Below are 23,321 nucleotides of genomic sequence, written 5' to 3'. Positions count from 1 at the left end.
CCGCGGCGAATCGCCGCGGCCTCATTGCAGCTGGTTTGCGTCGATTTTTTCGACTTGCCCGCACACCTAGCAATTAACCTTTTTCCCTATCGAGCCTATCGCGCGGGAGTCGTTTACGGGCGGCTTCCTAGACTTGCTCATGCGCTAGACCGACCGTGTGATCGAGACCACCGCCCTCGGCGCAGGAGCCGAACGGGCGTGGATCGAAGAGCTGACGCCTGAGGTGCTGGTGGATCCGGTCGCGCGCTTCGTGCAGGTGCATGCGGATTTTTTCGTGCGGCGGGTGATGCCCGCCCTCGAGACGGCCACCAGCCGCATCGCCGCCGCGATCGGCTCTGGTGGCACGCATGGGTCGCCCGGCTCGTCCGGGCCGGCTTCGGCTACCGGGACGTGATGGACATGCCCTGGACGCTCGCGCGGGACTTTTCCGAGGCCGCGGCCCGGCTCGACCGTGAGGCGCAGCTTGCGCAGGCCATCGCGGCCCGAACCGCTCAGGCGGAGGAGAAGGGCTGGAAGGCATGGGTGAGGGAGTTGACCCGTGAAACGTGACTGGGAACTGATCCGCATGATCCTCTTGCGCATCGAGGCCGCACCGGATCTTTCCGGCCGGTACTTTGCCGACCGGTTTCCAGAGTGGCCGGCGGACGCGGTGAATTACCACCTGTGGCTGCTTATCCAGTCCGGGTTGATTGCCGGCCAGTGCAACGCCGATGCGCCGCGCCCAGGGTTCGTTTGTTACGGCGTGGCGCTCACCTGGGCGGGACAGGAGTTCCTCGCCGCTGTCAGAGACGATACGGCATGGAATCGGATCAAGACGCGTCTAGCCGAGCGGGTTGTGGATTTGTCGCTCGATGCGGTGCTTGCTTGCGCGCGGAGAATCGTGGCGGGGGGGTGATGGCGGTCAGCCGAGACGCGCGATGATGTCGAGGAGCCCGAAGACGAGCCAGGCCACGAGACTGATCCCTAGCATCGTGCCGGCCCAGACGCGCGGTGCAGGCGGAAGAAAAGGACTGGAAGCGGTGGGTGGCCAAGGTCAGCGACCAATGATGGCGGCGATGATGCCCAGCAGAGCGCCTCTCGCGGCGCCTGGCAGCGTAAGCCAGACCGCAAGCCAGCCAATGGCGGCTGCCGTCATCGCCCACACGGCCCACGTCTGCCCGCCAACGAACGCGAAGATAACCATCAGCCAGAACAAGCTGCCGAACACCTGAAGTAGGTTTTTACGATCCATGGCCAACAACCTGTCGATCTCGCTCAAGCTCAGTCTACAGGATGACGGCGTGCAGGCCAAGGTCGCCCGCGCGGCTGCCTCCATCGTCGGCCTGCGCCGCGAGGTGGACAAGCTCGCCGATTCCGGCCGTACTGTCAGGGAAAGGCTGGGCGAAGGGATGGATTCGATCTCCCGACAGCTGGCCAGCATGCAGCGCCTGGCGCAGAGCGCGTTCCTGATCTTCCAGGGCGCAGGGCTCGTGGGCGGCATCGCCCGCACGGCCGCCGAATTCGAGTCGCTGGAGGCGGCCATGCGCGTCGTCTTCGGCTCGGCAGAGGCCGCCTCCAGCGAAATGAATCGACTGCGAGCCGAATCCGAGCGCCTGGGCGTGCCGCTGGAGACGCTGGCGCGCTCCTGGCTCGCCTTCGCCGCCGCCGCGCGTGGCACGGCGCTGGAGGGTCAGCAGGCGCGCGAAGTGTTCACGGCGCTTGCCGAAGCCTCCACCGTGCTTGGGCTTTCGCAGGATCAGCTGCAGGGCGCGCTGCTCGCTGTGCAGCAGATGATCAGCAAAGGCACGGTCTCGAGCGAGGAGCTGCGCCAGCAACTGGGCGAACGGCTCTATGGCGCGATGCAAATCGCGGCGCGCTCGCTGGGGATCACCACGGAGGCGTTTTCTGAACTGCTCCAGCGCGGCACGATTCCCAACGGACGCTTCTTACCGGTCTCGCTTAGTTCAATACAGTCGAGCGCAGGCTCTGCGGAGACGGTGCCCAGCATGCTCCGCATGGTCGATGGTATCGCGGCAGAGCTGGGGTCCCTAGCTCTTACAGCAAGGGGCGCGCGAGATAACACGCGCGGGGGCCTGGCTCGGTCGCTACCACGAGGTATCTGTCGCTGACCTCCCTGCGTACGTAGAGGTCGACTCGCCTATAAGCCTCAGCGCGTACGATCTTAGCCTTTCTCGCGCACGAGCAAATCGGCCCATCGTTGCCACCGCGCGTCAACGCGCAGGCTTCGTTTTGGGCCGCAATGCGTCATCCGCGGAAGAGCCTTCAGGAGCCACGCGCTGCCACTTCGAGTGCGCGCAGTTGGGCCGCTACCCGGTCGAGTACGCCATTCACGTACTTGTGGCCCTCCGTGCCACCGAAGGTTTTGGCAAGCTCTACGGCTTCGTTGATCACCACCCGATAAGGGGTCTCGGGATGATGGGCGAGCTCGAAAGCGCCGAGCAACAGGATGCAGTGCTCGATGGGCGAGAGGGCGGACGCCGGCCGGTCGAGGTGGGGCTGGAAGATCGACTCCAGCTCTTTCGCTTCGCGCGCGACGCCGTGAACCAACGCTTCGAACAGCGCGGCGTCAGCGTGAGCGAAATCCTTCTGTGTCCGCATCTGGGACGCGATGGACTCCATGTCATAGCCCGTGAGCTGCCACTGGTACAGAGCCTGAAGGGCATACTCGCGGGCACGTCGGCGTGAAGTCCTCATACAATGCGCCGCAGTAGATTCGCCATTTCGATCGCCACCTGCGCGGCTTCCTTCCCTTTCTGTGCCGTGCGGCGCATCGCCTGGTCTTCGTTGTCGGTGGTGAGCACGCCGTTGGCGATGGGGACTCCGGTATCGAGCTGCACCGACATGATGCCGGACGCGGACTCGTTGGCCACCACCTCGAAATGGTAGGTCTCGCCGCGAATGACCGCGCCGAGGGCGATCAGCGCGTCGTACTTGCCCGTGAGGGCGAGCTTCTGCAGCGCGACCGGGATCTCCAGCGCGCCTGGCACCGTGACGATGAGCACATCCTTCGGCGCAACGCCGCGCTCGCGCAATTCCGCAGTGCAGGCATCGAGCAACCCTTCTGAGACTTCGATGTTGAATCGGCTCATCACGATGCCGACACGAAGCGCCTCTCCTCCCAGCTCCGGAGCGAGTTTTAGGGTATTGTCGTCGCGCGCCATGGCCTTTTCCTGGTCAGTTCCGATCCCCGCGCTCGGGTTGCAAGTAGCCGGTCACTTCGAGCCCGAACCCAACCATGCTGGGCATCTTGCGCGGCGCCGCGAGAAGCCGCATGCGGCCGACGCCCAGGTCCCGCAGGATCTGGGCGCCGATGCCGTAGTTGCGCAGGTCATACTTGACCCGCGGCGGCACGTTCTCTCCGACCGTGCGAGTGCGCTCCAATAGCTCCTGGGAAGATTCGGGACGGTGCAGGAGGACGATGACGCCGGAGCGTGCCGCCGCCACCGCAGCCATGGCCTGGTGGAGTCCCCAGGAATGGGTCGTGCCGCCCACGTCCAGCAGGTCGATGAGGGAGACCGGCTCGTGGACCCGCACCAGCGTCTCCTTGTCGCCTTCGATGCTTCCCTTCACCAGTGCGAGATGGGTCGCCGCGGAGGTTTTGTCGCGATAGACCACCAGCCGGAAGGGGCCGTGCACGGTAGTAAGCGGCCGCTCCAGCAGCCGCTCCACCAAAGTTTCCGTGCTTGCCCGATAATGGATCAGATCGGCGATGGTGCCGATCTTGAGGCCGTGGGTGCGGGCGAACTCGATCAGGTCGGGCAGCCGCGCCATGGAGCCGTCGTCCTTGAGGATCTCGCAGATCACTGCCGCGGGCGTCAGCCCTGCGAGCTGAGCCAGGTCGCAGCCGGCCTCGGTGTGGCCAGCGCGTACGAGCACCCCGCCCCGCTGGGCCATGAGGGGAAAGATGTGGCCCGGCTGAACCAGGTCTTCGGGACGGGCACCGGGGGCTACCGCCACCTGCACGGTACGGGCCCGGTCCGCGGCGGAGATGCCGGTCGTCACCCCCGTCGCCGCCTCGATAGAAACGGTGAAGTTGGTGCCGAGCTGGGAGCGGTTGGCCGCCACCATGAGGGGCAGGTTCAATTGCTTGCAGCGCTCCTCCGTCAGGGTCAGGCAGATGAGGCCGCGGCCGTGCTTGGCCATGAAGTTGATCGCCTCGGGAGTCACGAACTGGGCGGCGAGCACGAGGTCGCCTTCGTTCTCCCGCTCCTCCTCGTCCACCAGGATCACCATCCGGCCCGCGCGGATGTCGGCAATGATGTCTTCGATCGGACTGATGGCCGTTTCGGTCATGGCTGATACGAGTGCAATCGCTCGACGTAGCGCGCGATCAGGTCCACTTCCAGGTTGACCCGCGCGCCCGGGGCCAGGTCCTTGAGCGTCGTGGCTTCCAGGGTGAAGGGGATCAGGTTCACCGTGAACTCGTCGCCTGCCACCTCGTTTACCGTGAGGCTCACGCCGTGCACCGCGATGGAGCCCTTGCGTGCGATGTAGCGGCCGAGGCCCGTCGGCGCGCGCACCGACAGAGTGTGGCACTCGCCGACGCGCTCGAACCGGGTGACGGTCCCCACCCCGTCCACGTGTCCGGTCACCAGGTGACCGCCCAGGCGGTCGTCCAGCCTGAGGGCTTTCTCCAGGTTGACCTCGCCCGGCGCATCCAGGCCGCAGGTACAGGAAAGGGTTTCCCGCGACACATCCACGGTCAGGGTCCCGGGGGCCAAAGCCACCACGGTGAGACAGACGCCGTTCACCGCCACGCTGTCGCCGGTTTTCATGTCGGCAAGATCCAGGTCGCCTGGCGCAATGGAAAGCCGCAGGCCCGCTTCCAGCGGGCTCAAGTGCTTGATGCGCCCTACCGCTTCGACGATGCCGGTAAACATGGGAGAGCCCGACGCAAAGGAAGAAGACTCGCCATTTTATTCCCTGGCCGAAGCCAGACCAACTTCCCCCGGAGCCACCTCGGCCAGCACCCGCAGGTCCTCGCCCACCATCCGCAGGTCCCGCAGCTTGAGCCGCAGCCGCGCGGCGAGATCTTCGAGCGTCGGAAGGCTCGCCACGCCCCGGGCGGCATCCCCGAGCAGGCACGGGGCGAGATAGATCAGGAGCTCGTCCACCAAGGCTTCCCGCAGGAGGGAGCCGTTGAGCTTGGTCCCCGCCTCCACCAGCACCTCGTTGACGCCCCGCCGGCCCAATTCACGGAAAAGCCCCGGGAGATCCACTTTCCCCGAAGCGTTCGGCAGCACGAGGATTTCGGCCCCTTTCGCCCGCAAGCGGTCCATGGCTTCGCGGTCCTCGCGGGCGCAGGCAATCAGGACCGGGCCGCCCGCCAGCACGCGGGCCTGTTGCGGCGTCTCCAGCCGGCTGTCCACCACCACCCGCAAGGGCTGGCGGGGCGTCTCGACGTGGCGCACCGTGAGCCTGGGATCGTCTTCCCGTACGGTGCCGATGCCGGTCAAGATGGCGCAGGAGCGGGCGCGCCAGTGGTGGGCGTCGCGCCGGGCTGCCTCCCCCGTGATCCACTGGCTCCGGCCGTCGGGAAGGGCCGTCCTGCCGTCCAGGCTCGCCGCGATCTTCATCCGCACCCAGGGCCGGCCCCGGGTCATGCGGGAGACGAACCCGATGTTGAGCGAGCGCGCCTCCTCTTCCAGCACGCCGCATTCCACCGCGATCCCTGCCTGCCGCAGGCGCTCCAGGCCCCGCCCGGCCACCCGGGGGTTAGGATCTTCCATGGCGACCACCACGCGTCCCACCGCCGCCGCCACCAGGGCGTCGGCGCAAGGGGGGGTGCGCCCGTGGTGGCTGCAGGGTTCCAGGCTGACGTACGCGGTCGCGCCCCGGGCGCGCTCTCCCGCTTCCCGCAGCGCCAGCGCCTCGGCGTGGGGCTCGCCGGCGCGCGCATGGAACCCTCGGCCGACGATCTCCCCGTCCTTCACGATCAGGCAGCCGACCCGTGGGTTCGGGGTCGTGGTGTAAAGCCCCCGCTCGGCCAGGCGCAGGGCCTCGGCCATGAAGCCGTAGTCCTCGGCGCGGGCCATGACGTCAAGCCCCGCGCTTGGCCCGCGGGCGCCGCACCTCGGCGATCACGTGCTGGAAATCGTCCACGTCCTTGAAGCTGCGATAGACCGAGGCGAACCGGATGTAGGCCACCTTGTCCAGCTTGTAGAGCTCCTCCATCACCATTTCCCCGATCTGCCGGGAGCGGATCTCCCGCATGCCCAGGGACAGGACCCGCTGCACCACGTTCTTGATCGCGGCTTCCACCTTCTCCGCCGGCACCGGACGCTTGTGCAGCGCCCGCATGAAGCCCGTGCGCAGCTTCTCCATGCTGAACTCCGCCCGGTTGCCGTCCGATTTCACCACGGTGGGCATACGCAGCTCCACGGTTTCGTAGGTGGTGAAGCGCTTGTCGCAGCCGAGGCAGCGGCGGCGGCGGCGGATGCTGTAGCCGTCCTCGATCATGCGCGAATCCACGACCTGGGTGTCGGGGCCGCCGCAGAAAGGGCATCTCATGTCAGGAACGAAGGTCAGAAACGAAGCGGGCGGCGCCCGCAAGGGTTCACGGGCCGGGCCTTCATGTTTCGCGCTTCCGCCCGTAGACGGGAAAGCGTTCGCACAGGCGCAGAACCTCTTTCCCCACCCGGGCGATGACCCCTTCATCCTCGGGCGCCTCCAGCACGTCGGCGATCAGGTTGGCGAGGGCTTCGCATTCGATCTCCTCGAAGCCCCGGGTGGTGACCGCCGGCGTGCCGATGCGGATGCCGCTGGTGACGAAGGGCCGCTCCGGGTCGTTGGGGATGGCGTTTTTGTTGACCGTGATGCCGACCCGCTCCAGCGCTTCCTCGGCCTGCTTGCCGGTCACCCCTTTGGGGCGCAGGTCTACCAGGAAGAGGTGGCAGTCGGTGCGCCCGGACACGATGCGGAAGCCCCGCTCCTGGAGCACTTTGGCCATCACCCGGGCGTTGTCGATCACCTGCTCCTGGTACAGCTTGAACTCCTTCGTAGCCGCCTCCTTGAACGCCACCGCCTTGGCGGCGACCACGTGCATCAGCGGCCCGCCCTGAATGCCGGGGAAGATGGCCGCGTTCAGGACCTTGGCGAACTCCGCCTGGGCCAGGATGAGACCGCCCCGAGGGCCCCGCAAGGTCTTGTGGGTGGTGCTGGTCACGAAGTGGGCAATGCCCACGGGACTCGGATAGAAGCCCGCGGCGATGAGCCCCGCGTAGTGGGCGATGTCGGCCAGGAAGTAGGCGTCCACCCGATCGGCGATCTGGCGGAAGCGCTTCCAGTCGATGATCCTGGAGTACGCCGATGCCCCGGCGATGATTATCCGTGGGCGGTGCGCCTCGGCCAGGCGCTCCACTTCGTCGTAGTCGATCTCTTCCGTCTCGGGATGCACGCCGTAGGTCACCGCCCGGAAGGTGCGGCCGCTGAAATTGACCTCCGCCCCGTGACTCAGGTGCCCGCCGTGGGCAAGGGACATGCCGAGGATGGCGTCCCCTGGCTTGAGCATGGCGAGATACACAGCGGCGTTGGCCTGGGAACCCGAGTGGGGCTGCACGTTCGCGTAGCCGGCGTGGAACAGGGTCTTGGCCCGCTCGATGGCGAGCGTCTCGATCACGTCCGCGAACTCGCAGCCACCGTAGTAGCGCTTGCCGGGATAGCCTTCGGCATACTTGTTGGTGAGCACCGACCCCTGGACCGCCAGCACCCGGGGGCTCGCGTAGTTCTCCGAGGCGATCAGCTCGATATGGCTTTCCTGCCGCCCTTCTTCCGCCGCGATGGCCCGGGCGAGCTCGGGGTCGAATTCTTCCAGACTCTGTTGGGAAGCCCACATGGCCCTATCCAGCCATTGCAAAATTGCATATTTTACCATTCGGCCTGCGGTCGAAATCCGCGGCCTCCCTGTTTCCGATCCGCGAAAGAAGGAACCGCCTGATGGGACACTGGCTGAGCCTCGCGCGGCTGATCGACGCGCTGAACGAGCGGGTCGGCCGAGCGGTCCGCTGGCTGGTGCTTGCCACCGCCCTGCTGAGCGCCGCCACCGCCTTCGTCCGCTACGCATTTCACACGAGCTCCAACGCCGCGCTGGAGCTCCAGTGGTACCTGTACGCCCTGATCTTCCTGCTCGCCGCCGGCTATACGCTGAAGCACGACGGCCACGTGCGCATCGACGTCCTGTTCGCCCGGTTCTCCCCCCGGACCCGGGCCTGGATTGACCTCGTCGGCGGGCTTCTCATGCTGCTGCCCATGGCGCTGGCCATCCTGTGGTTCTCCTGGCACTCCTTCGCCCTCTCGTTCCAGATCCGGGAAATGTCCCCCGACGCGGGAGGGCTGCCGCGCTGGCCCATCAAGCTGGCGATCCCGCTGGGATTCGCCTTGCTCGCGCTGCAAAGCGTGGCCGAAGTCATCAAGTGCGCCGCCTACCTGCGGGGGAAAATCCCGGACCCACGCGCGGCCCCTCCCAGCGCCGGCGGGTCCGGGCGGCCGCCTGGGGAGTCCGCCTGATGCCCTTCGAGCTCATGGCCCCGCTCATGTTCGGCGGGCTCGTGGTGCTGCTGCTCACCGGCTATCCAGTGGCCTTCGCCCTGGCGGCCAACGGGCTGCTGTTCGGGCTGATCGGCATCCAACTCGGTTTCTTCAAGCCGGACCTGCTCCAGGCGCTGCCCGAGCGCATCTTCGGCATCATGTCCAACCAGACCCTGCTGGCGATCCCCTTCTTCACCTTCATGGGCCTGATCCTGGAGCGCACCGGCATGGCCGAGGACCTGTTGGACACCATGGGACAGCTCTTCGGCCGGCTGAAGGGCGGCCTTGCCTATGCCGTCGTCATCGTGGGGGCGCTGCTCGCCGCCACCACCGGCGTGGTGGCCGCTTCCGTGATCGCCATGGGGCTCATCTCCCTGCCGGTGATGTTGCGCTACGGCTATTCCCCTGCCCTCGCCTCGGGCGTGATCGCCGCCTCCGGCACCCTGGCCCAGATCATCCCTCCCTCCATCGTGCTCATCGTCATGGCCGACCAGCTCGGCGTGTCCGTGGGGGACATGTACGAGGGGGCGCTGCTGCCGGGGCTCGCCCTGGCGGGCCTGTACCTCACCTACGTGCTGCTGGTCACCCTCCTCAAACCCCGGGCCGCGCCGGCCCTGCCGCCGGAGACCCGCACGGCCCCCGGGCCGGTCCTCGCCCGGCGAGTCCTGGTGTCCCTGGTGCCGCCCCTCACCCTCATTTTCCTGGTGCTCGGCACCATCTTCCTCGGCGTGGCCACCCCCACCGAGGGGGGCGCCATGGGAGCGGTGGGCGCCCTGGCGCTCGCCGTGGCCCGGGGCAAGCTCTCCCTCCCCACGCTCACCCAGGCGATGGATTTCACCGCCCGGCTCACTAGCTTCGTGATCTTCATCTTGATCGGCTCCACCGTGTTCAGCCTGGTCTTCCGGGGCGTGGACGGGGACCTCTGGGTCGAGGGCCTCCTGGGGGATCTCCCCGGCGGCGTGGTGGGCTTCCTGGTGGTGGTCAACGTGATCGTCTTCCTGTTAGCGTTTTTCCTCGACTTTTTCGAGATCGCCTTCATCCTGGTGCCGCTCCTCGCGCCGGTGGCCGAGAAGCTGGGAATCGACCTGGTCTGGTTCGGCGTGCTGCTCTCGGTCAACATGCAGACCTCCTTCATGCACCCGCCCTTCGGCTTCGCCCTGTTCTACCTGCGCAGCGTGGCGCCGAAAGAGGTGAAGACCACCGACATCTATTGGGGCTCGATCCCCTTCGTCCTCATCCAGCTCGTCATGGTGGGCCTGGTGATCGCGTTCCCGGGGCTCGTGCTGGGCCCGGCGGGCCGCTAGGCTTCTGCGGGAACGCGAAGCTGGCGTAGGAAAGTTCCGCCACGTTGAACCACTGGTACTGCTCCTCGCGAAACGCCTTCCACTGGGCGTAGATCCTGGCGAAGACGGGGTTCCTGGCCGCCTCTTCCTCGTAGAGCTCGAAGGCGCTGTTGAGTGCCGCCTTCATCACGTCCTCGGGGAAAGCGCGCAACTGCACCCCCTGCTTGAGCAGTCGCCGGAGAGCCGGAGGATTTTTCGCGTCGTACTCGGCTAGCATGTGCAGGTGGGCTTCCGCGGCCGCTGTCTCGACGGCCTGTTGATAGTCCTTGGGCAGCTTGTCCCATTCCTTGAGGTTCACGTAGAAGGAGACCTGGGGTCCCGGCTCCCACCACCCGGGGTAGTAGTAGAACTTGGCCACCTTGTAGAAGCCGAGCTTCTCGTCGTCGTAGGGTCCGACCCACTCGGTGGCGTCGATGGTGCCCCGCTCCAGGGCTGGATAGACGTCGGCCCCCGCCAGGGTCTGGGGCACCACCCCCAGCCGTGCCATGATCTCGCCGCCGATGCCCGGGATGCGCATCTTTAAGCCCTTCAAGTCCGCCAGGGACTTCACTTCCCTGCGGAACCAGCCCGCCATCTGGGCCCCGGTGCTGCCGCCCGGGAAGTTGATGATGCCGTAATCGCGGAACAGCTCCCGCAACGCCGCGAGCCCGCCACCCCGGTACATCCAGGCGTTCTGTTGCCGGGCGCTCAGCCCGAAGGGCAGACACGTGTCGAAGGCGAAGGCCTTGTTCTTGCCCACGTAGTAGTAGCTCGCCGAGTGGCCGCATTCGACGGTGCCCTGCTGGACGGCGTCCAGCACCTGCAAGCCCGGCACGATCTCGCCCCCGGCGAAGGGCCGGATCTGGAACTTGCCTCCGGTGAGTGCCGCCACTCGCTTGCAGAACGCTTCGGTGGTGCCAAACAAGGTGTCCAGGCTCTTGGGAAAGCTGGAAGCGAGCCGCCAGCGCACCGCGGGCTGGGCCCGGACGATCGCCGGTGCGGCCAGCGCCCCCGCCGCGAGGGTGAGACTTGCGCGTTTCATGAACGAGCGTCGTTTCATCGTTTCCTCCTTGCGGGCGCTCTCGCCCCTCGATCTGTCCCAGCTGGCCGGAGGCCGCCGGCTTACAGGGCCCCCGCTTCCTCGAGCAAGGCGGCGAGGGCCTCCGCCATGCGGCGATAGCCTTCTTCGTTGGGGTGGATGGCGTCCGACTTGAGCCTCGGGGAGTAGAGCACGTCTTTCACCACGTCCTCCTCCAGGGGGATGCGGAATTCCCGGGCGATGTCCCGATAGAAGGGGGGCGGGTCGGCCAGCAGCGCCGGGCGCGGCACCGCCACCAGCACCACGTCGGCGCCCTGGTCGCGGATCAAGCGCACCATGGCCCGCAGGTTCTCCGCCGTCTCCTCTTCCCTCACCTGGCGCAGCATGTCGTTGCCTCCCAGGCACAGGAGCACCAGCCGGGGCTTCACCCCCTCCAGCACCGCGGGAAGCCGCGCCAGGGCGCGGGCGGTGGTCTCCCCCGGCATGCCAGAGCGCACCACTTCCCGCCCGATCAGGCGGCTCAGCACAGCCGGGTAGCTCCGGTCTTCGGGGACACCGGTGCCGAAGGTGAGGCTGTCGCCGAAGGCCAGGACCACGTCCGAGGGAGCCAGGGGCGCAAGGCGGGCGCGCGGCTCGCCGCAGGCCGCAAGGACGATGAGCAACAGCGCCAGGGCGAAAGATGCGCCGACCCCGCGACCACTCGGCACGAAGCTCACTCCCCGGCCACCGTCATGCGCTCGATGAGGACGGTGCCGCACTGCTTGGAGCCGCGCACCACCACGTCGTTGCCCACCGCAACGATGGCGCGGAACATGTCCGCCAGGTTGCCGGCGATGGTGATCTCCTGGACCGGGTAGGCGATTTCTCCCCCCTCGACCCAGAAGCCCGCGGCCCCCCGGGAATAGTCGCCGGTGACCAGGTTGACCCCGTGGCCCAGGAGCTCCGTCACCAGGAGCCCCGTGCCTAGGGTCTTCAGCATCCCGGCGAAGTCGAGGGGCCCGCCCGCGAGGAGAAGGTTGTGGTTGCCCCCCGCGTTGCCGGTGGAGCGCAGTCCCAGCTTGCGGGCCGAGTAGCTGCCGAGGAAGTAGCCCTGGAGCACGCCGTCCTTCACCACGTCCCGGTCCCGGGTCGCCACGCCCTCTTCGTCGAAGGGGGCGCTCGCAAGCCCCCGCTTCAGGTGCGGCCGCTCGCGGATCTGGACGAAGGGGGCGAACACCGGCTCGCCCAGGCGATCCAGGAGGAAGGATGCCCGGCGATAGAGATTGCCTCCGCTCGCCGCCGCCACGAAGTGGGAAAGGAGGCTTGCCGCCACCGGCGCCTCGAACAAGACCGGCGCCTCCCGGGTGGGGAGCCGGCGCGCCCCCAGCCGGGCCACGGCCCGCTCCCCTGCCCGCCGGCCCACCGCCGCCGCTGGCTCCAGGTCCTCCGGGCTGCGGGCGCTGCTGTACCAGTAGTCCCGCTGCATGCCTTCGTCCTGGCCGGCGATCACCGCGCAACTCACCGAGTGGCGGGTTCCCGGGTAGCCTGCCATGAAGCCCAGGCTGTTGGCGTAGATAAACCGGGAGGCCTGGATGGAAACGGTGGCCCCTTCCGAGTTGCGGATCTCCTTGTCCACGGCGAAGGCGGCGTCTTCGCAAGTCTTGGCCAGCTCGATGGCCGACTCCACGGGCAAGGGCCAGGGATGGTACAAGTCCAGGTCGGGGATGTCCCGGGCGAGGAGATCCTCGTCGGCGAGACCCGCGCAGTCGTCGGCGGCGGTATGGCGGGCGATGGCCACCGCCGCCTCCACCGCCTGGCGCACCGCCTCGGGATCCAGGTCGGAAGTGCTGGCATGGCCCCGGCGCTTGTCCAGGAAGACGGTGACACCGAGCCCCTTGTCTCGGCTGTACTCGATGGTCTCCACGTCCCCCATGCGCACGGTCACGGTCTGGCCGTAGCCCACCGAGACCTCCACCTCGCAAGCGCCGGCGCCCTGGCGGCGCGCCGCCTCCAGGGCGTCCCGGGCGATCCCCCGCAACTGCTCCTCGCTGTGGGAAAAGCCGCTTTCGTTCATGGGAGAAGGGCGCTTGGAAAATTCGATATCATATCAGGTCGGAGCGGAGGCCCGGGGCGCTCATGGACCAGGATTTGACCATCAGCAAGACCAGGATGAAGCAGCGCATGCATGAGCTGCAGGCGCTGGGGGAAACCCTCACCCGCCTGAGCGAAGCCCAGCTCGCCCAGCTCGGCCTTCCCGAAACCCTGCTGGAGGCGGTGCAGGAAGCCAGACGCATCCGCTCCTTCGAGGCCCTGCGGCGCCAGATCCAGTACATCGGGCGGCTCATGCGCAGCGTGGACGAAGCTGCGATCCGGGAGCGGCTGGCGGTATGGCAGGGACGCTCCGTTCGCCACACCGCCTGGCTGCACATGGTGGAGCGCTGGCGGCTCCGGCTCATCGAAAACGAGGACCAGGCCCTGACGGAAATCAAGCGGATGTATCCCGCCGCCGACACGGGCCGGCTGCGGACCCTGGCGCGCAACGTCCGGCTGGAGCGGGAAGCGGGCAAGCCGCCGCGGGCGTTCCGCTCCCTGTTCCAGGAGCTCAAGCGGCTGATTCCCGAGCCCGAGGCGAGCGGGGTTCCCCTCGCCAGCGACAAAGGCGATTGAACCTCTTTTCGAGCGAAAAGCCATGACACAAGAACTGGTGATCGGGCTCGTGTCGGTAAGCGACCGGGCTTCCCAGGGGGTGTACCAGGACCAGGGCATCCCGGCCCTGGAGGCGTGGTTTCGCGCCGCCATCAAGAGTCCCCCGTGGCGCACCGTGACCCGCCTCATCCCCGACGAGCAGCCGGTCATCGAAGGGACTCTGCGGGAGCTGGTGGACGAGCAGGGCTGCCACCTGGTCCTCACCACCGGGGGCACGGGGCCCGCGCCCCGGGACGTGACCCCGGAGGCGACCCTGGCGGTGGCCGACCGGGTCATGCCCGGCTTCGGCGAGCAGATGCGCCAGATCAGCCTGAAGTTCGTGCCGACCGCGATCCTTTCCCGCCAGGTGGCGGTGATCCGCAAGGGTTGCCTGATCATCAACCTGCCCGGTCAGCCCAAGTCCATCCAGGAAACCCTGGAAGGACTGAAGGGTTCCGCAGGCGAGGTCATCGTTCCGGGAATCTTCGCCGCCGTGCCCTACTGCATCGACTTGATCGGCGGGCCCTACATCGAGACCCACGAGGAAGTGGTCAAGGCGTTCCGGCCCAAGTCGGCCCGGCGCCCGCCCAGCGGGTAGAAGGCGCTCAGCGCACCTTCATCACCCCCGGAATGCCGTCGAACCGGGCGCCCGTGCCCACCAGTTGGGCGGAGCGCACGGTGTAGACGAAGTTGCGGTGATCCAGGCTGTCCCGGGGCTTGGCCGCGATCTCGGCGTGGGGATAGGCGAAGTAAGGAAGTCCCAGGGCCGCCGGCTGGGGTTTGAGGGACAACCGCTCCCAGTGGTTGAGCACCACCCAGTTCATCTCCCACCCCCCGAAGAAGCGGTTTTTGAGGTCCGCGATACGGGGATCGGTCGCGGGCAGGCCGCTTTCGAAAGCCGCCCGCACCACGTTGGCCGGGTCCACCGGCACCCAGCCCGCCCCCGCCAGGTAAAGCTCGGCCCGCACTTCCTGCCCCTGGCTCACATCCCCGTAGGCCCCCAGGGCGGGAGAGAGCCGGGAACGGTCCAGGGCGATGCCGAAGGCGAGCCGGGCGGGAATGCCGCTCGCGCGGGCCAGGGCCGCTAGCAGGGCGCTCAGGTCGGCGGAGCGGCCGGCGAGTTTCCCGGACTTGAGCATGGCCGCCACGTTCCCCGTACCGCACCCGGGCGCCCGGGGATCGTAGGCCGCATTGGCGATGACCCAGTCGTAGAGGGCCCGGGCCCGCTCCAGGGGGGAACCCGCCCCCTGGGTCGCCTCTTTCGCGAGCTTGCGGGTGCCCTCATCCACCGGGATGAGGCTTGTGCCCGCGAGGAAGGCCCGGGTCTCCGCAGGAAGCGGCCCGGCGCCCGCGGCCTTGCCCAGATCCACCTTCCGGTCCAGGGTCTTCACGATGGTGCTCACCTCGAGAGTGCGGGGACCCGGGCGGGTCCATTCCGCGTAGACCATGGGCACGGCGGTTGCTTTCAAGGGGTCGAAATCGACCTTTTGCGCGTTTCCCGACCAGATCGTGCCCTGATTGCGCTGGTAGATCGAATCTCCCAGCAAGGGGATCGGAATCCACAGGCGGGCGGGCGCTGGGGATTCGGGCAGCTCGATGTGGTAACTCAGCCGGTAGCTGTTCCAGGCCCCCAGGTCGTCCAGGGCCGCCAGGGCCCGGGGCGAAGCCAGCACCGCCGCGGAACCGGCGCCGAGGAGTCTGATAAAATTTCTGCGATTCACGTGCACCTCCCTGTCGCGAACTCCTCCCAAGACCGAGACCCCCGATCCAAGTTTAGCAAGTTTCATTCCCCGTCAAGGGATTCCCGCCATGACCTCCGCCGCCGAAGGACCCCTGCTGGAGTCCATCGAGATCGAAACCGCCCCGCTGCCCCGCTTCGCTGTCGTCTGGATGCACGGGCTAGGGGCCGACGGCCACGACTTCTTGCCCATCGTGGGAGAGCTGGGACTGCCCCCTAAGCCCGGGGTGCGCTTCATCTTTCCCCACGCCCCCCTGCAGCCCGTGACCATCAACGGGGGCTACGTCATGCGGGCCTGGTACGACGTGCTGACCCCGGGCTTCACCCAACGGGAAGACGCGCAAGGCGTGCGCGCCTCCCAGCGGGCCATCGAGGCGCTGATCGCCCGGGAGGTGGGCCGGGGGATCGACCCGGAGCACATCGTGCTGGGAGGATTTTCCCAGGGAGGCGCCATGGCCCTGCACACGGGATTGCGCCATCCCGAGCGCCTCGGTGGGGTCGTGGCCCTGTCCACCTATCTGCCGTTGGCCGAAAGCCTTTCCGCGGAAGCGAGCCCGGCCAACGCCCGCGTCCCCATTTTCATGGCCCACGGGAGCTACGACCCCCTGATCCCCCTCTCCCTGGCCATGGGTTCCCGGGACCGGCTCGTGGCGATGGGCTACCCGGTGGAGTGGCGCGTCTATCCCATGCAGCATTCCGTGTGCATGGAAGAGATCGCCGATATCGGCTCCTGGCTGCGCCGCTGGATGGGAGCGGACTGACCCTCAAGCCCGGCATCTCAGCCTGCCTCGCTATTCACCACCCGGAAGCGGCCTAGGTCGAACTCATCCCCCTGCTCTTCCAGGGCGACGGGGACGAGCAGGCGGGCCTCCCCGTCCAGGCCCATCAGCAACCGTCGCCCAGGCGCGTACAGCCCCCCCTTGAGCACCAGCCGGACCTCGTCCCGGACCGCATCCTCCCCTAGCAGGATGCCCTGCTGGGCTTCCCGGCCCGCCCGGGTCGCCGGGAAAGAGCCCCCTTCCACCGACAGGCTCACCAGCAGCACCCCATGGGCGAGGGTCTCCACCCCCACCTGGGAAGGCCCCCCCCTGCTCAGCCGGCGCACCACCCCCACCCCCCAGCGCTTGGCTCCCTCCGGCTGGAGGGCGAGCAGGGTTCCCACTTGGAGCCGCTCCCCGTCCCTGCGAGCTATTTTGGCGCTGAAGCCGCCGCTGCTGATATTGTCTGCGGTCCAGCGCTGGAGTTTGTCGGCAAGGACCGCTTCGAGCCCGTGCAACGCCTGCAGGATCCGATCGAACCCGGTCACCACCCGCAGGGGCACAGCGGTCCGGTGGCGAGCCTCGCGGCGCAGGGGCGGTTGGGGCGACCAGTGGCGCTCCAAATGCCGCAAAACGTCGATCACCGTGGACGGGTCGAGGGACAAGCCGCCGTCCACCTCGGGCGGAACGCCGCTGCGGGCCACGCTTTCCGCTAGGCGGGGGAGTTGGGACCAGGCCTCCCCCGGGCTGATGAACACCCGATGGGGCTTTTCCCGGGCCGTAGGGCTCACCCGCCCCGGCGGCCCGGGACGTTCCAGATCGAAGTAGTGGACCACGGTAGCACCTTCGTGCCTGGCCAGGCGGAAGTGCTCAGCCAGGTAGCCCGCCAGCCGCTCGGCGATCTCCAGCTTACCGGGGGAGAGGGCATCGGGGGCCGCCAGCCAAAGCATCAGCGCTTTGAGCAGTTCCCGCACGGGCGGGGTGGGTTGGAGAACACCCGGATAGAGTTCCACGGGCGTGTGCAGCAGTCCCCGGCCTTCGCCGAAGAGATAGATCGCCGCAAGCCCTTGCCACACCCCGGGCTCGGGGGCTTGATAGCGCATAAGGGCCCATTTGAGCTGTTGTCCATGGGCGCGAAAACCCCGGGCGAGGGCAAGGGGCAGCAGCGTCGCGTTTTGCGTCACTCGGGCCGAGGAAGCGACCTGGGTGAAAGCCGAACAGTAGGCCTGCGCCAGGGTGGACCAGAACGCGGCGAGGAGGCTTCCCAGGCGGTGCTCCTGGAAAGGCCCCGTGCCCGCCACGGCGAGGAAATCCCAGGTCATTCGCCGCTCCCGGCTCTGGGCCGCCTCGTCCAGGAGGCAATAGCGCTGGAGGCGCTCGCCAGCCCCGAAGCCCTCGGTTTCAGCCACCGAGCGGATCCAGTGGGTGATTTCCTCTAGGGCTCCGAAGGCATCCCGGGACGCCAGCTCCGCCAGGATGCGCCGCGTTTCCTTGAGCTGTGCCATCGGGTGATCGGGCTTGCCGCCGAAGCGTCTCAGCATCTTCGTCTCCCTTATTGAGCTTCCGGTAAATGGTTGACAAACCATTTACCGCAGTCCCTTTCCCCTCTTCCACCGGGAGAGGGGAAAGGGGAAAGGGCCGAGCGTCCGTCAGGTGTTTAGAGGACGCCCGCTACACCGCTTCCCTCAAGGCGGCCCGCCGCCCACGCTCCACGTCCACCTGCGCCAGAACGGCCATGCCCGCCAGGAAAAAAATCCCCATGGAGAGCATGGCGAGCCGGTGGTCGCCCTCCGTGACCCAAGTGATGATTCCGTAGGTAATGGGGCCCAGGATCGCCGACAGTTTGACCGCCAGGCCCCATAAACCGAAGAATTCCGCCCGGCGCGTGGCCGGGCTGAGGTAACCTACTAGGGCCCGTCCCGCCGACTGGGCGCTCCCGAGGCAGAAGCCGGCCAGGTTCGCCACGGCCCAGAAGAAGCTCCGGGTCTCGGCCCACCAGGCGAGCACCGCGGTCGCCAGCCAGCCCAGCAGGATCAGGGTTACGGCCGCCTTGTGGCCGATCCGGTCCTGGACGTAGCCGAAGGCGAAGGCGCCCGCAGCGGCGGTGACGTTCACCACCAGGATCAGGACCAGGGTCTCCTGGGTGCCGAACCCCATGGCCTGCTGGGCGTACACCGCGGCCAGGGCCACCACGGTCTGGATGCCCGCCTGATAAAACACCACGCACAGGAGAAACCAGCCCAAGTCGCGGAAATCCCTCGCCCGGGCGAGGGTCTGGCGAAGCCGGGCGAGGCTGTCCCGGGCGAGGCTCAAGGGGCCCGCCGCCTGGGGTCTCGCCCGCTCCCGCAAGAAGGCGAAGGTGGGAATGCTCGCCAGGGCGAACAAGCCAGCGGTGATCCCCATGGTGACGGGCACGAACTGTTCCGGCGTCTGCCCCCGAGCCTCCGCCCAGGACACGTAGCCCAGGCACGCCCCGAGGCTCGTCAGTCCCCCCAGGTAGCCCAGGGCCCAGCCCCAGCCGGACACTTTGCCGAGGGCCCGGCCCCGGGCCAGCTCGGGAAGAAAGGCGGCGATGAGGTTCTCGCCGCTGCCGAAGAAGAAGTTGCTCAGGATGACGAGGGCGGCGCCGAGGGCGAGATCGCCTCGGCCCACCAGGGCCAGGGCCGCCGTGAAAGCCACACACCCCGCGGTAGTGAGGAGCAGGAGGGGCTTTTTCATCGCCCGGGCATCGGCCAGGGCGCCGATCAGGGGCGCCGTGGCGATGATGAGCGCATAGGAAATTCCGAGGCTCACGGTCCAGGCGAAGCTCCCCCAGGGGGCGTTTTCCGCCACCACGGCCACGAAGTAGGCGTTGAACACCGCGGTGATGACCACCGTGGTGTAGCCGGAGTTGGCGAAGTCGTACATGGCCCAGGCCCAGACCTCGATGGGCCGCACGCCGGGGGCGAGGGTCAGGCCGGGCGGAGAGGCGTCGGGTTCGGGGGTGCGGTTCATGGCGGACCGACGGCGCCCCGCCATTATGGCACAGGGGTGCCGCCCTTCCGCTTCCGGGCCGGGGGAATCAAGACGAAGGTCGCCAGCACCACCAGGGCGAAGCCCACGTAGAGTAGGGTGAACACCCAGGGGGGTGCGTCCCAGTAGAGCACCGCGTGCAGGATCCGGGCGATGAAACCCTTCTCCGTCTCCCGTCCCCGCAGGGCGTCCTCCCAGACGGTGAGGGGGCACAGGACGCCCAGGAGCGCCTCGCTGGCCACGAACAGGATCGCACCCAGGTGGGTGACCCGGAACCAGAAGTGGCGAGCGAGGGCCCAGCCCCGCCAGGCGCCGACCCAGACGAAGGCCAACCCGCCCACCACGAACAGCACGAACAAGACATGGACGACGAGGATGAGGTCGGCGAGCCAGTCCATGGCCGCCCCGCGGGAAAATCAGCCGCCGCGGGCCACCGGCCGGGCGGGATCCGCGCACCACTCGCTCCAGGAGCCGGGATAGAGCCTCGAGCCGGCGAGCCCGGCCACTTCCATGGCGAGCAGGTTGTGGCAAGCGGTCACCCCGGAGCCGCACTGGTGGACCACGGCGCCCGGGTCGGCGCCTCGGAGCAGGGAAGAAAACGCCTGCTTGAGCTCCGCCGCCGGCTTGAAGCGTCCATCGGGGCCGAGGTTCTCCATGAAGTACCGGTTGACGGCGCCGGGAATATGGCCGGCCACGGGATCCAGGGTTTCGTTTTCCCCGCGGAAGCGCTCCGGGCTGCGGGCATCCAGCAGACGCACGGCGGGATCCCCCAGGTGGGCTTCAACGTAGGCCGCGTCCACCGGCGCCGCGCCCGGGCGCTGCACGAAGCGCGCCGGCGGCCGGGCCCTCGATTCGGTGCTCATGGGCTTTCCCTCGGCCACCCATCGGGCGTAGCCCCCGTCCAGCACCGCCACAGCCTCGTGGCCCATCCAGCGCAGCATCCACCATAGCCGGGCGGCGAACGGCCCGGGGCCGCCGTCGTAGGCCACCACCTGCCTCCCCTCGCCCACCCCCAGACGGCCCAGGCGTTGCGCGAACGCCTCCGGGTCCGGCAAGGGATGCCGGCCGTTGCGGCCAGTTTTCGCGCCCGAGAGGTCTCGCTCCAGGTGCAGGTGGATGGCCCCCGGGATATGGCCGGCGGCGTAGGCCCGCTCCCCCGCCGCCGGATCGAGGAGATCATGGCGGCAGTCGAACGCGATCCAGGCGGGATCGTTCAGGTGGCGGGCCAGGGTCTCGGTGGAAACCAGGGTGGTGTAGGGCATCGGCTTTCTCCTGGGCGGGCCGGGTCGCCTTCTACCGCACCGCCCCGCCGCCGGTCCCCGGTGCCTCCCCTTCCGCCGCACCGCCTTCCGTCACCCAGGCGTAGGCCGCGTCGTAATCGTCGAATACCCGGATGTCGGCGTCCACGAACAGCCGCTGCAGCCAGGCGCTCCAGGCGATCCACTGGTTCGAGGTCACGATGGCGATGCGGCCAAAGTCGCGGGCGTGGTCCCGGGAGAACTTCACCTCCTCCCACGCCACGTCCAAGGTATAACGCACCATGTCCCGCAGGTCGAGCAGGAGGTTCGCCTGCCCGTGGAACTTGATCTCGTAGAGCAGGTGCTCCTCGAGCTCCTTGAAGTCGGCCAAGGTGAACTCGCCCAGCACCGCCACGTTGACCAAGCTGTCGGACTGCTCGATGGTGATCATGGGGCATCCCCTCGCATGGGGCCAAGTTTATGGAAGACCTGTCGCACCGGCAAACCTCCGCCGCCTACCGCCTACTTCTTTAGGGCCGGTTCCAGCTCCCGCCGCAGGAACTCGTGCAGATGAATCATGCCGTCCTCCAGCGGCGACTGGTACGGCCCTGCGTCGTCCTGGCCCTGCTCGTACAGGGCCTTGCGCCCCCGGTGCAGGAGGGTGCAGATCTGGGCGTCCTCGGCTGCCGACTCCAGGTAGGCCGCTTGGTGGGCCTCCTTGAGCTCGGTCTCGAAATAGGCCACGTCCTCGGGATAGTAGAATTCCACCACGTTGGTGGTGTGATCGGGCGAGCGCGGAACCAGGGTGCTCACCACCAGGCAGTGGGGATACCATTCCATCATGACGTTGGGGTAGTAGATGGCCCATAGCGTCCCGTACTTGGGCATCTCGCCCCCGGTGTAGCGCAGCAGCGCGTCGCGATAGCGGGCGTATTTGGGCGAGCCGGTCTTCTGCAACTGGTTCTTCACGCCCATGTACTGGATCGACCAGCGCGGCCCGAACTCCCAGCGGAAGTTGCCCGCGTCGACGAAGTCCCGCAGGCCCGGATGGAACGGTTCCACGTGGTAGAGCTCCAGGTAGATTTCGAGAAACGTCTTCCAGTTGAAGGGGCACTCGTCGATCACGGTGCGGTCGTAGACATAGCCGCTGAAGTCGTAATCGGCTGCCGCGCTGAAGCCCTCGAGATCTTCGGCCGGGTCCCGGGACCCGGCGAAAAGCATCCCGTTCCAGCGCTTCAAGGGGGTCTTGGGCAGCGATGCGCAAGGCGTGGGGGCGAATTCCGGCGCCCCCAGCAGCGTTCCGTCCAGGGCGTAGGTCCAGCGGTGCAGGGGGCAGACGATGTGGCGGGCGTGGCCCCGGCCCTCCAGCAACAGGCCCTGGCGGTGGCGACAGACGTTGGACATGAGCTCCACGCCCCGTTCGTTTCGCACCAGCATTTTGGCGTGGCCCATCCACTCCAAGGTGAGGTAATCGCCGGGATTAGGCACCATCAGCTCGTGGCCCACGTACCCGGGGCCCTGGTCGAACAGGAGGCGGCGCTCCAGTTCGAACATCCCCGGATCGAAGTACCAGGCCATGGGTAGGGGTCGGGTGCTCTTGGCGAGTTCGTCCAAGTTGGAGATGTCGCTCATGGGGGACGAATCCTCCGTGGAGAAGACTCGAAAAGCGCCATGGTAACCAAAATGCCCGCCCCTGGCGCGCCTGCCGGGAGCGGCCATCCCGAAGCGCCGTCCGCGGCTTCGTTGACCGGACGATCCCGTGTAGGCTATGTTTGCAACTTCGTGTGAACCTCCCGATGGCTCAGCCCCCCGACCGCCCGGCCGCGACCGAGCCCCCAGTCCAAGGGACGGCGCCAGCCAGCTTCGAAGCGGCCCTCGCCGAGCTGGAAGCGATCGTGGCCCGCATGGAAGAGGGCCAGATATCCCTGGAAGAGTCCTTGGCGGCGTACAAGCGCGGGACCGAGCTGCTGCAGTATTGCCAGGCTCGGCTCAAGGACGCCCAGCAGCAAGTGCGTATGCTGGAAGCCGGCACGCTGCAAGACTTCCAAGTGGACGACTCCCGCTAACCGCCCGCGCCTCGCCCGCGGGTCCGAACGAACTCGAGTTTTGGCCATGCCCGGAACGAACAGCGATTTCCAGTCCTGGGCGCGCAGCCGCCAGGCCCTGGTGGAAGAGGCCTTGAACCGGTTGCTGCCGCCGGCGGAGGTGGCGCCCCAGCGGCTGCACCAGGCCATGCGCTACGCGGTTCTGGGAGGCGGCAAGCGGGTGCGACCGCTCCTGTGCTACGCCGCAGGCGAGGTGAGCGGGGCCGACCTGGAGCGTCTGAGCACCGCTGCGGCTGCCTTGGAGCTGATCCACGTCTATTCGTTGGTGCACGATGACCTGCCCTGTATGGACGACGATGTCCTGCGCCGGGGAAAGCCCACCTGCCACGTGGAGTACGACGAAGCCACCGCCCTCCTCGCGGGCGATAGCCTCCAGAGCTTGGCGTTCCAGCTCCTGGCCGAATACCGAGTGGCCGATTCCCCCCAGACCCAGCTCAAGATGCTGGAGCACCTGGCCCGGGCGGCCGGCTCCCGGGGCATGGCGGGCGGCCAAGCCATCGACCTGGAAGCCACCGGTAAAACCCTGACGCTCCCCGAGCTGGAATTCATGCACATCCACAAGACCGGGGCGCTGATCCGGGCTTCCGTGATCCTGGGAGCGAACTGCGGCCGGGCGCTTTCTTCCAAGGACATGGACCGGCTGGACCACTTCGCCAAGCGCATCGGCCTCGCTTTCCAGGTGGTCGACGACGTGCTCGACGCCCAGTCCACCACCGCCACCCTGGGCAAGACCGCCGGCAAGGACGCCCGCCAGGGCAAGCCCACCTACGTGTCCACGGTGGGGGTGGAGGCCGCCCGGGCCATGGCCCTGGAGCTGAAGCGGGAGGCGGTGGAAAGCCTCGCCCCCTTCGGCGAGCGGGCCCGGCGGCTGCGGGAGATCGCCGAGTACATCGTGGGCCGCGAGTTCTGACCTTTCTCC

General features: G+C 67.8%; 29 protein-coding genes. 11 read left to right on the top strand and 18 right to left on the bottom strand.

What is annotated here, in order from left to right; translation table 11 throughout:
• Nucleotides 1-157 precede the first annotated feature (157 nt).
• Genes ACTFO6_RS00825 through ACTFO6_RS00815 form a run of 3 tightly spaced genes read left to right on the top strand, consistent with a single transcriptional unit; the run spans nucleotide 158 to nucleotide 895 of the window.
• On the top strand, nucleotides 158-394 hold the full coding sequence (locus ACTFO6_RS00825; protein ID WP_439932560.1) for a hypothetical protein: 237 nt from the start codon (nucleotides 158-160) through the stop codon (nucleotides 392-394).
• A gap of 5 nt (nucleotides 395-399) precedes the next feature.
• Nucleotides 400-549 (top strand): hypothetical protein, encoded by a 150-nt coding sequence (locus ACTFO6_RS00820; RefSeq protein WP_439932559.1) that lies wholly within the window; start codon nucleotides 400-402, stop codon nucleotides 547-549.
• A complete protein-coding gene (locus tag ACTFO6_RS00815) occupies nucleotides 539-895 on the top strand; it encodes a DUF2513 domain-containing protein (RefSeq protein ID WP_439932558.1) in 357 nt (118 codons plus the stop codon). Before ACTFO6_RS00820 ends, ACTFO6_RS00815 begins: the two co-directional genes overlap by 11 nt.
• A gap of 138 nt (nucleotides 896-1,033) precedes the next feature.
• Here the strand turns inward: ACTFO6_RS00815 and ACTFO6_RS00810 are convergent, their stop codons facing one another.
• Nucleotides 1,034-1,231 (bottom strand): hypothetical protein, encoded by a 198-nt coding sequence (locus ACTFO6_RS00810; protein WP_439932557.1) that lies wholly within the window; start codon nucleotides 1,229-1,231, stop codon nucleotides 1,034-1,036.
• On the opposite strand from ACTFO6_RS00810, the gene ACTFO6_RS00805 reads away from it, so the two are divergent.
• Nucleotides 1,230-2,108, top strand: a complete 879-nt coding sequence (locus ACTFO6_RS00805; protein ID WP_439932556.1) for a tape measure protein — start codon at nucleotides 1,230-1,232, stop codon at nucleotides 2,106-2,108. The two genes, ACTFO6_RS00810 and ACTFO6_RS00805, sit on opposite strands and share 2 nt — an antisense overlap.
• Nucleotides 2,109-2,262: 154 nt before the next feature.
• On the opposite strand, the gene nusB is transcribed toward ACTFO6_RS00805, so the two are convergent.
• From nusB to glyA, 7 genes are all read right to left on the bottom strand, one after another.
• Complete coding sequence (nusB, locus tag ACTFO6_RS00800) at nucleotides 2,263-2,694, bottom strand: transcription antitermination factor NusB (protein WP_439932555.1); 432 nt, start codon at nucleotides 2,692-2,694, stop codon at nucleotides 2,263-2,265.
• Complete coding sequence (ribH, locus tag ACTFO6_RS00795; protein ID WP_439932554.1) at nucleotides 2,691-3,161, bottom strand: 6,7-dimethyl-8-ribityllumazine synthase; 471 nt, start codon at nucleotides 3,159-3,161, stop codon at nucleotides 2,691-2,693. The genes nusB and ribH overlap by 4 nt, the downstream gene beginning before the upstream one ends.
• A gap of 13 nt (nucleotides 3,162-3,174) precedes the next feature.
• Nucleotides 3,175-4,293, bottom strand: a complete 1,119-nt coding sequence (ribBA, locus tag ACTFO6_RS00790) for a bifunctional 3,4-dihydroxy-2-butanone-4-phosphate synthase/GTP cyclohydrolase II (protein WP_439932553.1) — start codon at nucleotides 4,291-4,293, stop codon at nucleotides 3,175-3,177.
• A complete protein-coding gene (locus ACTFO6_RS00785; RefSeq protein ID WP_439932552.1) occupies nucleotides 4,290-4,880 on the bottom strand; it encodes a riboflavin synthase in 591 nt (196 codons plus the stop codon). Before ACTFO6_RS00785 ends, ribBA begins: the two co-directional genes overlap by 4 nt.
• 36 nt (nucleotides 4,881-4,916) lie before the next feature.
• Nucleotides 4,917-6,035 carry a bifunctional diaminohydroxyphosphoribosylaminopyrimidine deaminase/5-amino-6-(5-phosphoribosylamino)uracil reductase RibD gene (gene ribD / locus ACTFO6_RS00780; protein WP_439932551.1) on the bottom strand — a complete coding sequence of 373 codons (1,119 nt, stop codon included), beginning with the start codon at nucleotides 6,033-6,035 and terminating at the stop codon, nucleotides 4,917-4,919.
• Between the two features lie 4 nt (nucleotides 6,036-6,039).
• Nucleotides 6,040-6,510 carry a transcriptional regulator NrdR gene (nrdR, locus tag ACTFO6_RS00775; protein WP_439932550.1) on the bottom strand — a complete coding sequence of 157 codons (471 nt, stop codon included), beginning with the start codon at nucleotides 6,508-6,510 and terminating at the stop codon, nucleotides 6,040-6,042.
• 61 nt (nucleotides 6,511-6,571) lie between these two features.
• Complete coding sequence (gene glyA, locus ACTFO6_RS00770) at nucleotides 6,572-7,834, bottom strand: serine hydroxymethyltransferase (RefSeq protein ID WP_439932549.1); 1,263 nt, start codon at nucleotides 7,832-7,834, stop codon at nucleotides 6,572-6,574.
• 101 nt (nucleotides 7,835-7,935) lie between these two features.
• On the opposite strand from glyA, the gene ACTFO6_RS00765 reads away from it, so the two are divergent.
• Both ACTFO6_RS00765 and ACTFO6_RS00760 read left to right on the top strand, forming a co-directional pair.
• Nucleotides 7,936-8,505 (top strand): TRAP transporter small permease subunit, encoded by a 570-nt coding sequence (locus ACTFO6_RS00765; protein WP_439932548.1) that lies wholly within the window; start codon nucleotides 7,936-7,938, stop codon nucleotides 8,503-8,505.
• Nucleotides 8,505-9,830, top strand: a complete 1,326-nt coding sequence (locus ACTFO6_RS00760) for a TRAP transporter large permease (RefSeq protein WP_439932547.1) — start codon at nucleotides 8,505-8,507, stop codon at nucleotides 9,828-9,830. The genes ACTFO6_RS00765 and ACTFO6_RS00760 overlap by 1 nt, the downstream gene beginning before the upstream one ends.
• Here the strand turns inward: ACTFO6_RS00760 and ACTFO6_RS00755 are convergent.
• The 3 genes from ACTFO6_RS00755 to pmbA all read right to left on the bottom strand — a co-directional run bounded on the left by ACTFO6_RS00755 (nucleotide 9,772) and on the right by pmbA (nucleotide 12,940).
• Nucleotides 9,772-10,908 (bottom strand): TRAP transporter substrate-binding protein, encoded by a 1,137-nt coding sequence (locus ACTFO6_RS00755; RefSeq protein ID WP_439932546.1) that lies wholly within the window; start codon nucleotides 10,906-10,908, stop codon nucleotides 9,772-9,774. The genes ACTFO6_RS00760 and ACTFO6_RS00755 overlap by 59 nt on opposite strands.
• Nucleotides 10,909-10,970: 62 nt before the next feature.
• A complete protein-coding gene (locus ACTFO6_RS00750; RefSeq protein ID WP_439932545.1) occupies nucleotides 10,971-11,594 on the bottom strand; it encodes an arylesterase in 624 nt (207 codons plus the stop codon).
• A 5-nt stretch (nucleotides 11,595-11,599) separates the two neighbouring features.
• Nucleotides 11,600-12,940, bottom strand: coding sequence for a metalloprotease PmbA (gene pmbA, locus ACTFO6_RS00745; protein WP_439932544.1), 1,341 nt, complete (start codon nucleotides 12,938-12,940; stop codon nucleotides 11,600-11,602).
• A gap of 62 nt (nucleotides 12,941-13,002) precedes the next feature.
• Here pmbA and yjgA point away from each other — a divergent pair, with 62 nt between their 5' ends.
• Nucleotides 13,003-13,533, top strand: coding sequence for a ribosome biogenesis factor YjgA (yjgA, locus tag ACTFO6_RS00740; RefSeq protein ID WP_439932543.1), 531 nt, complete (start codon nucleotides 13,003-13,005; stop codon nucleotides 13,531-13,533).
• A gap of 22 nt (nucleotides 13,534-13,555) precedes the next feature.
• A complete protein-coding gene (mog, locus tag ACTFO6_RS00735) occupies nucleotides 13,556-14,149 on the top strand; it encodes a molybdopterin adenylyltransferase (RefSeq protein WP_439932542.1) in 594 nt (197 codons plus the stop codon).
• 7 nt (nucleotides 14,150-14,156) lie between these two features.
• Here the strand turns inward: mog and ACTFO6_RS00730 are convergent, their stop codons facing one another.
• Entirely contained in the window at nucleotides 14,157-15,272 is a 1,116-nt protein-coding gene (locus ACTFO6_RS00730; protein ID WP_439932541.1) for a transglutaminase-like domain-containing protein, read from the bottom strand.
• An 88-nt stretch (nucleotides 15,273-15,360) separates the two neighbouring features.
• Here ACTFO6_RS00730 and ACTFO6_RS00725 point away from each other — a divergent pair, with 88 nt between their 5' ends.
• Complete coding sequence (locus ACTFO6_RS00725; RefSeq protein WP_439932540.1) at nucleotides 15,361-16,050, top strand: alpha/beta hydrolase; 690 nt, start codon at nucleotides 15,361-15,363, stop codon at nucleotides 16,048-16,050.
• Nucleotides 16,051-16,067: 17 nt separating this feature from the next.
• Here the strand turns inward: ACTFO6_RS00725 and ACTFO6_RS00720 are convergent, their stop codons facing one another.
• From ACTFO6_RS00720 to ACTFO6_RS00695, 6 genes are all read right to left on the bottom strand, one after another.
• Complete coding sequence (locus ACTFO6_RS00720; protein ID WP_439932539.1) at nucleotides 16,068-17,588, bottom strand: hypothetical protein; 1,521 nt, start codon at nucleotides 17,586-17,588, stop codon at nucleotides 16,068-16,070.
• Nucleotides 17,589-17,718: 130 nt separating this feature from the next.
• A complete protein-coding gene (locus tag ACTFO6_RS00715) occupies nucleotides 17,719-19,041 on the bottom strand; it encodes an MFS transporter (RefSeq protein ID WP_439932538.1) in 1,323 nt (440 codons plus the stop codon).
• A gap of 23 nt (nucleotides 19,042-19,064) precedes the next feature.
• Entirely contained in the window at nucleotides 19,065-19,457 is a 393-nt protein-coding gene (locus tag ACTFO6_RS00710) for a DUF2784 domain-containing protein (RefSeq protein ID WP_439932537.1), read from the bottom strand.
• A gap of 18 nt (nucleotides 19,458-19,475) precedes the next feature.
• Complete coding sequence (locus tag ACTFO6_RS00705) at nucleotides 19,476-20,321, bottom strand: sulfurtransferase (protein WP_439932536.1); 846 nt, start codon at nucleotides 20,319-20,321, stop codon at nucleotides 19,476-19,478.
• Between the two features lie 31 nt (nucleotides 20,322-20,352).
• Complete coding sequence (locus tag ACTFO6_RS00700) at nucleotides 20,353-20,748, bottom strand: STAS/SEC14 domain-containing protein (RefSeq protein ID WP_439932535.1); 396 nt, start codon at nucleotides 20,746-20,748, stop codon at nucleotides 20,353-20,355.
• A 71-nt stretch (nucleotides 20,749-20,819) separates the two neighbouring features.
• Nucleotides 20,820-21,929 carry an aromatic ring-hydroxylating oxygenase subunit alpha gene (locus tag ACTFO6_RS00695; RefSeq protein WP_439932534.1) on the bottom strand — a complete coding sequence of 370 codons (1,110 nt, stop codon included), beginning with the start codon at nucleotides 21,927-21,929 and terminating at the stop codon, nucleotides 20,820-20,822.
• Nucleotides 21,930-22,093: 164 nt separating this feature from the next.
• Between ACTFO6_RS00695 and ACTFO6_RS00690 the strand changes: the two genes are divergently transcribed.
• Nucleotides 22,094-22,363 (top strand): exodeoxyribonuclease VII small subunit, encoded by a 270-nt coding sequence (locus ACTFO6_RS00690; protein WP_439932533.1) that lies wholly within the window; start codon nucleotides 22,094-22,096, stop codon nucleotides 22,361-22,363.
• A gap of 46 nt (nucleotides 22,364-22,409) precedes the next feature.
• A complete protein-coding gene (locus ACTFO6_RS00685; protein WP_439932532.1) occupies nucleotides 22,410-23,312 on the top strand; it encodes a polyprenyl synthetase family protein in 903 nt (300 codons plus the stop codon).
• Nucleotides 23,313-23,321: the final 9 nt, after the last annotated feature.

It is taken from the genome of Pelomicrobium sp. G1 (assembly GCF_051905455.1).
In the GTDB taxonomy this organism is placed as follows: Bacteria; Pseudomonadota; Gammaproteobacteria; order Burkholderiales; family UBA6910; genus Pelomicrobium.
This window is presented reverse-complemented; position numbering and strand designations above follow the sequence as displayed.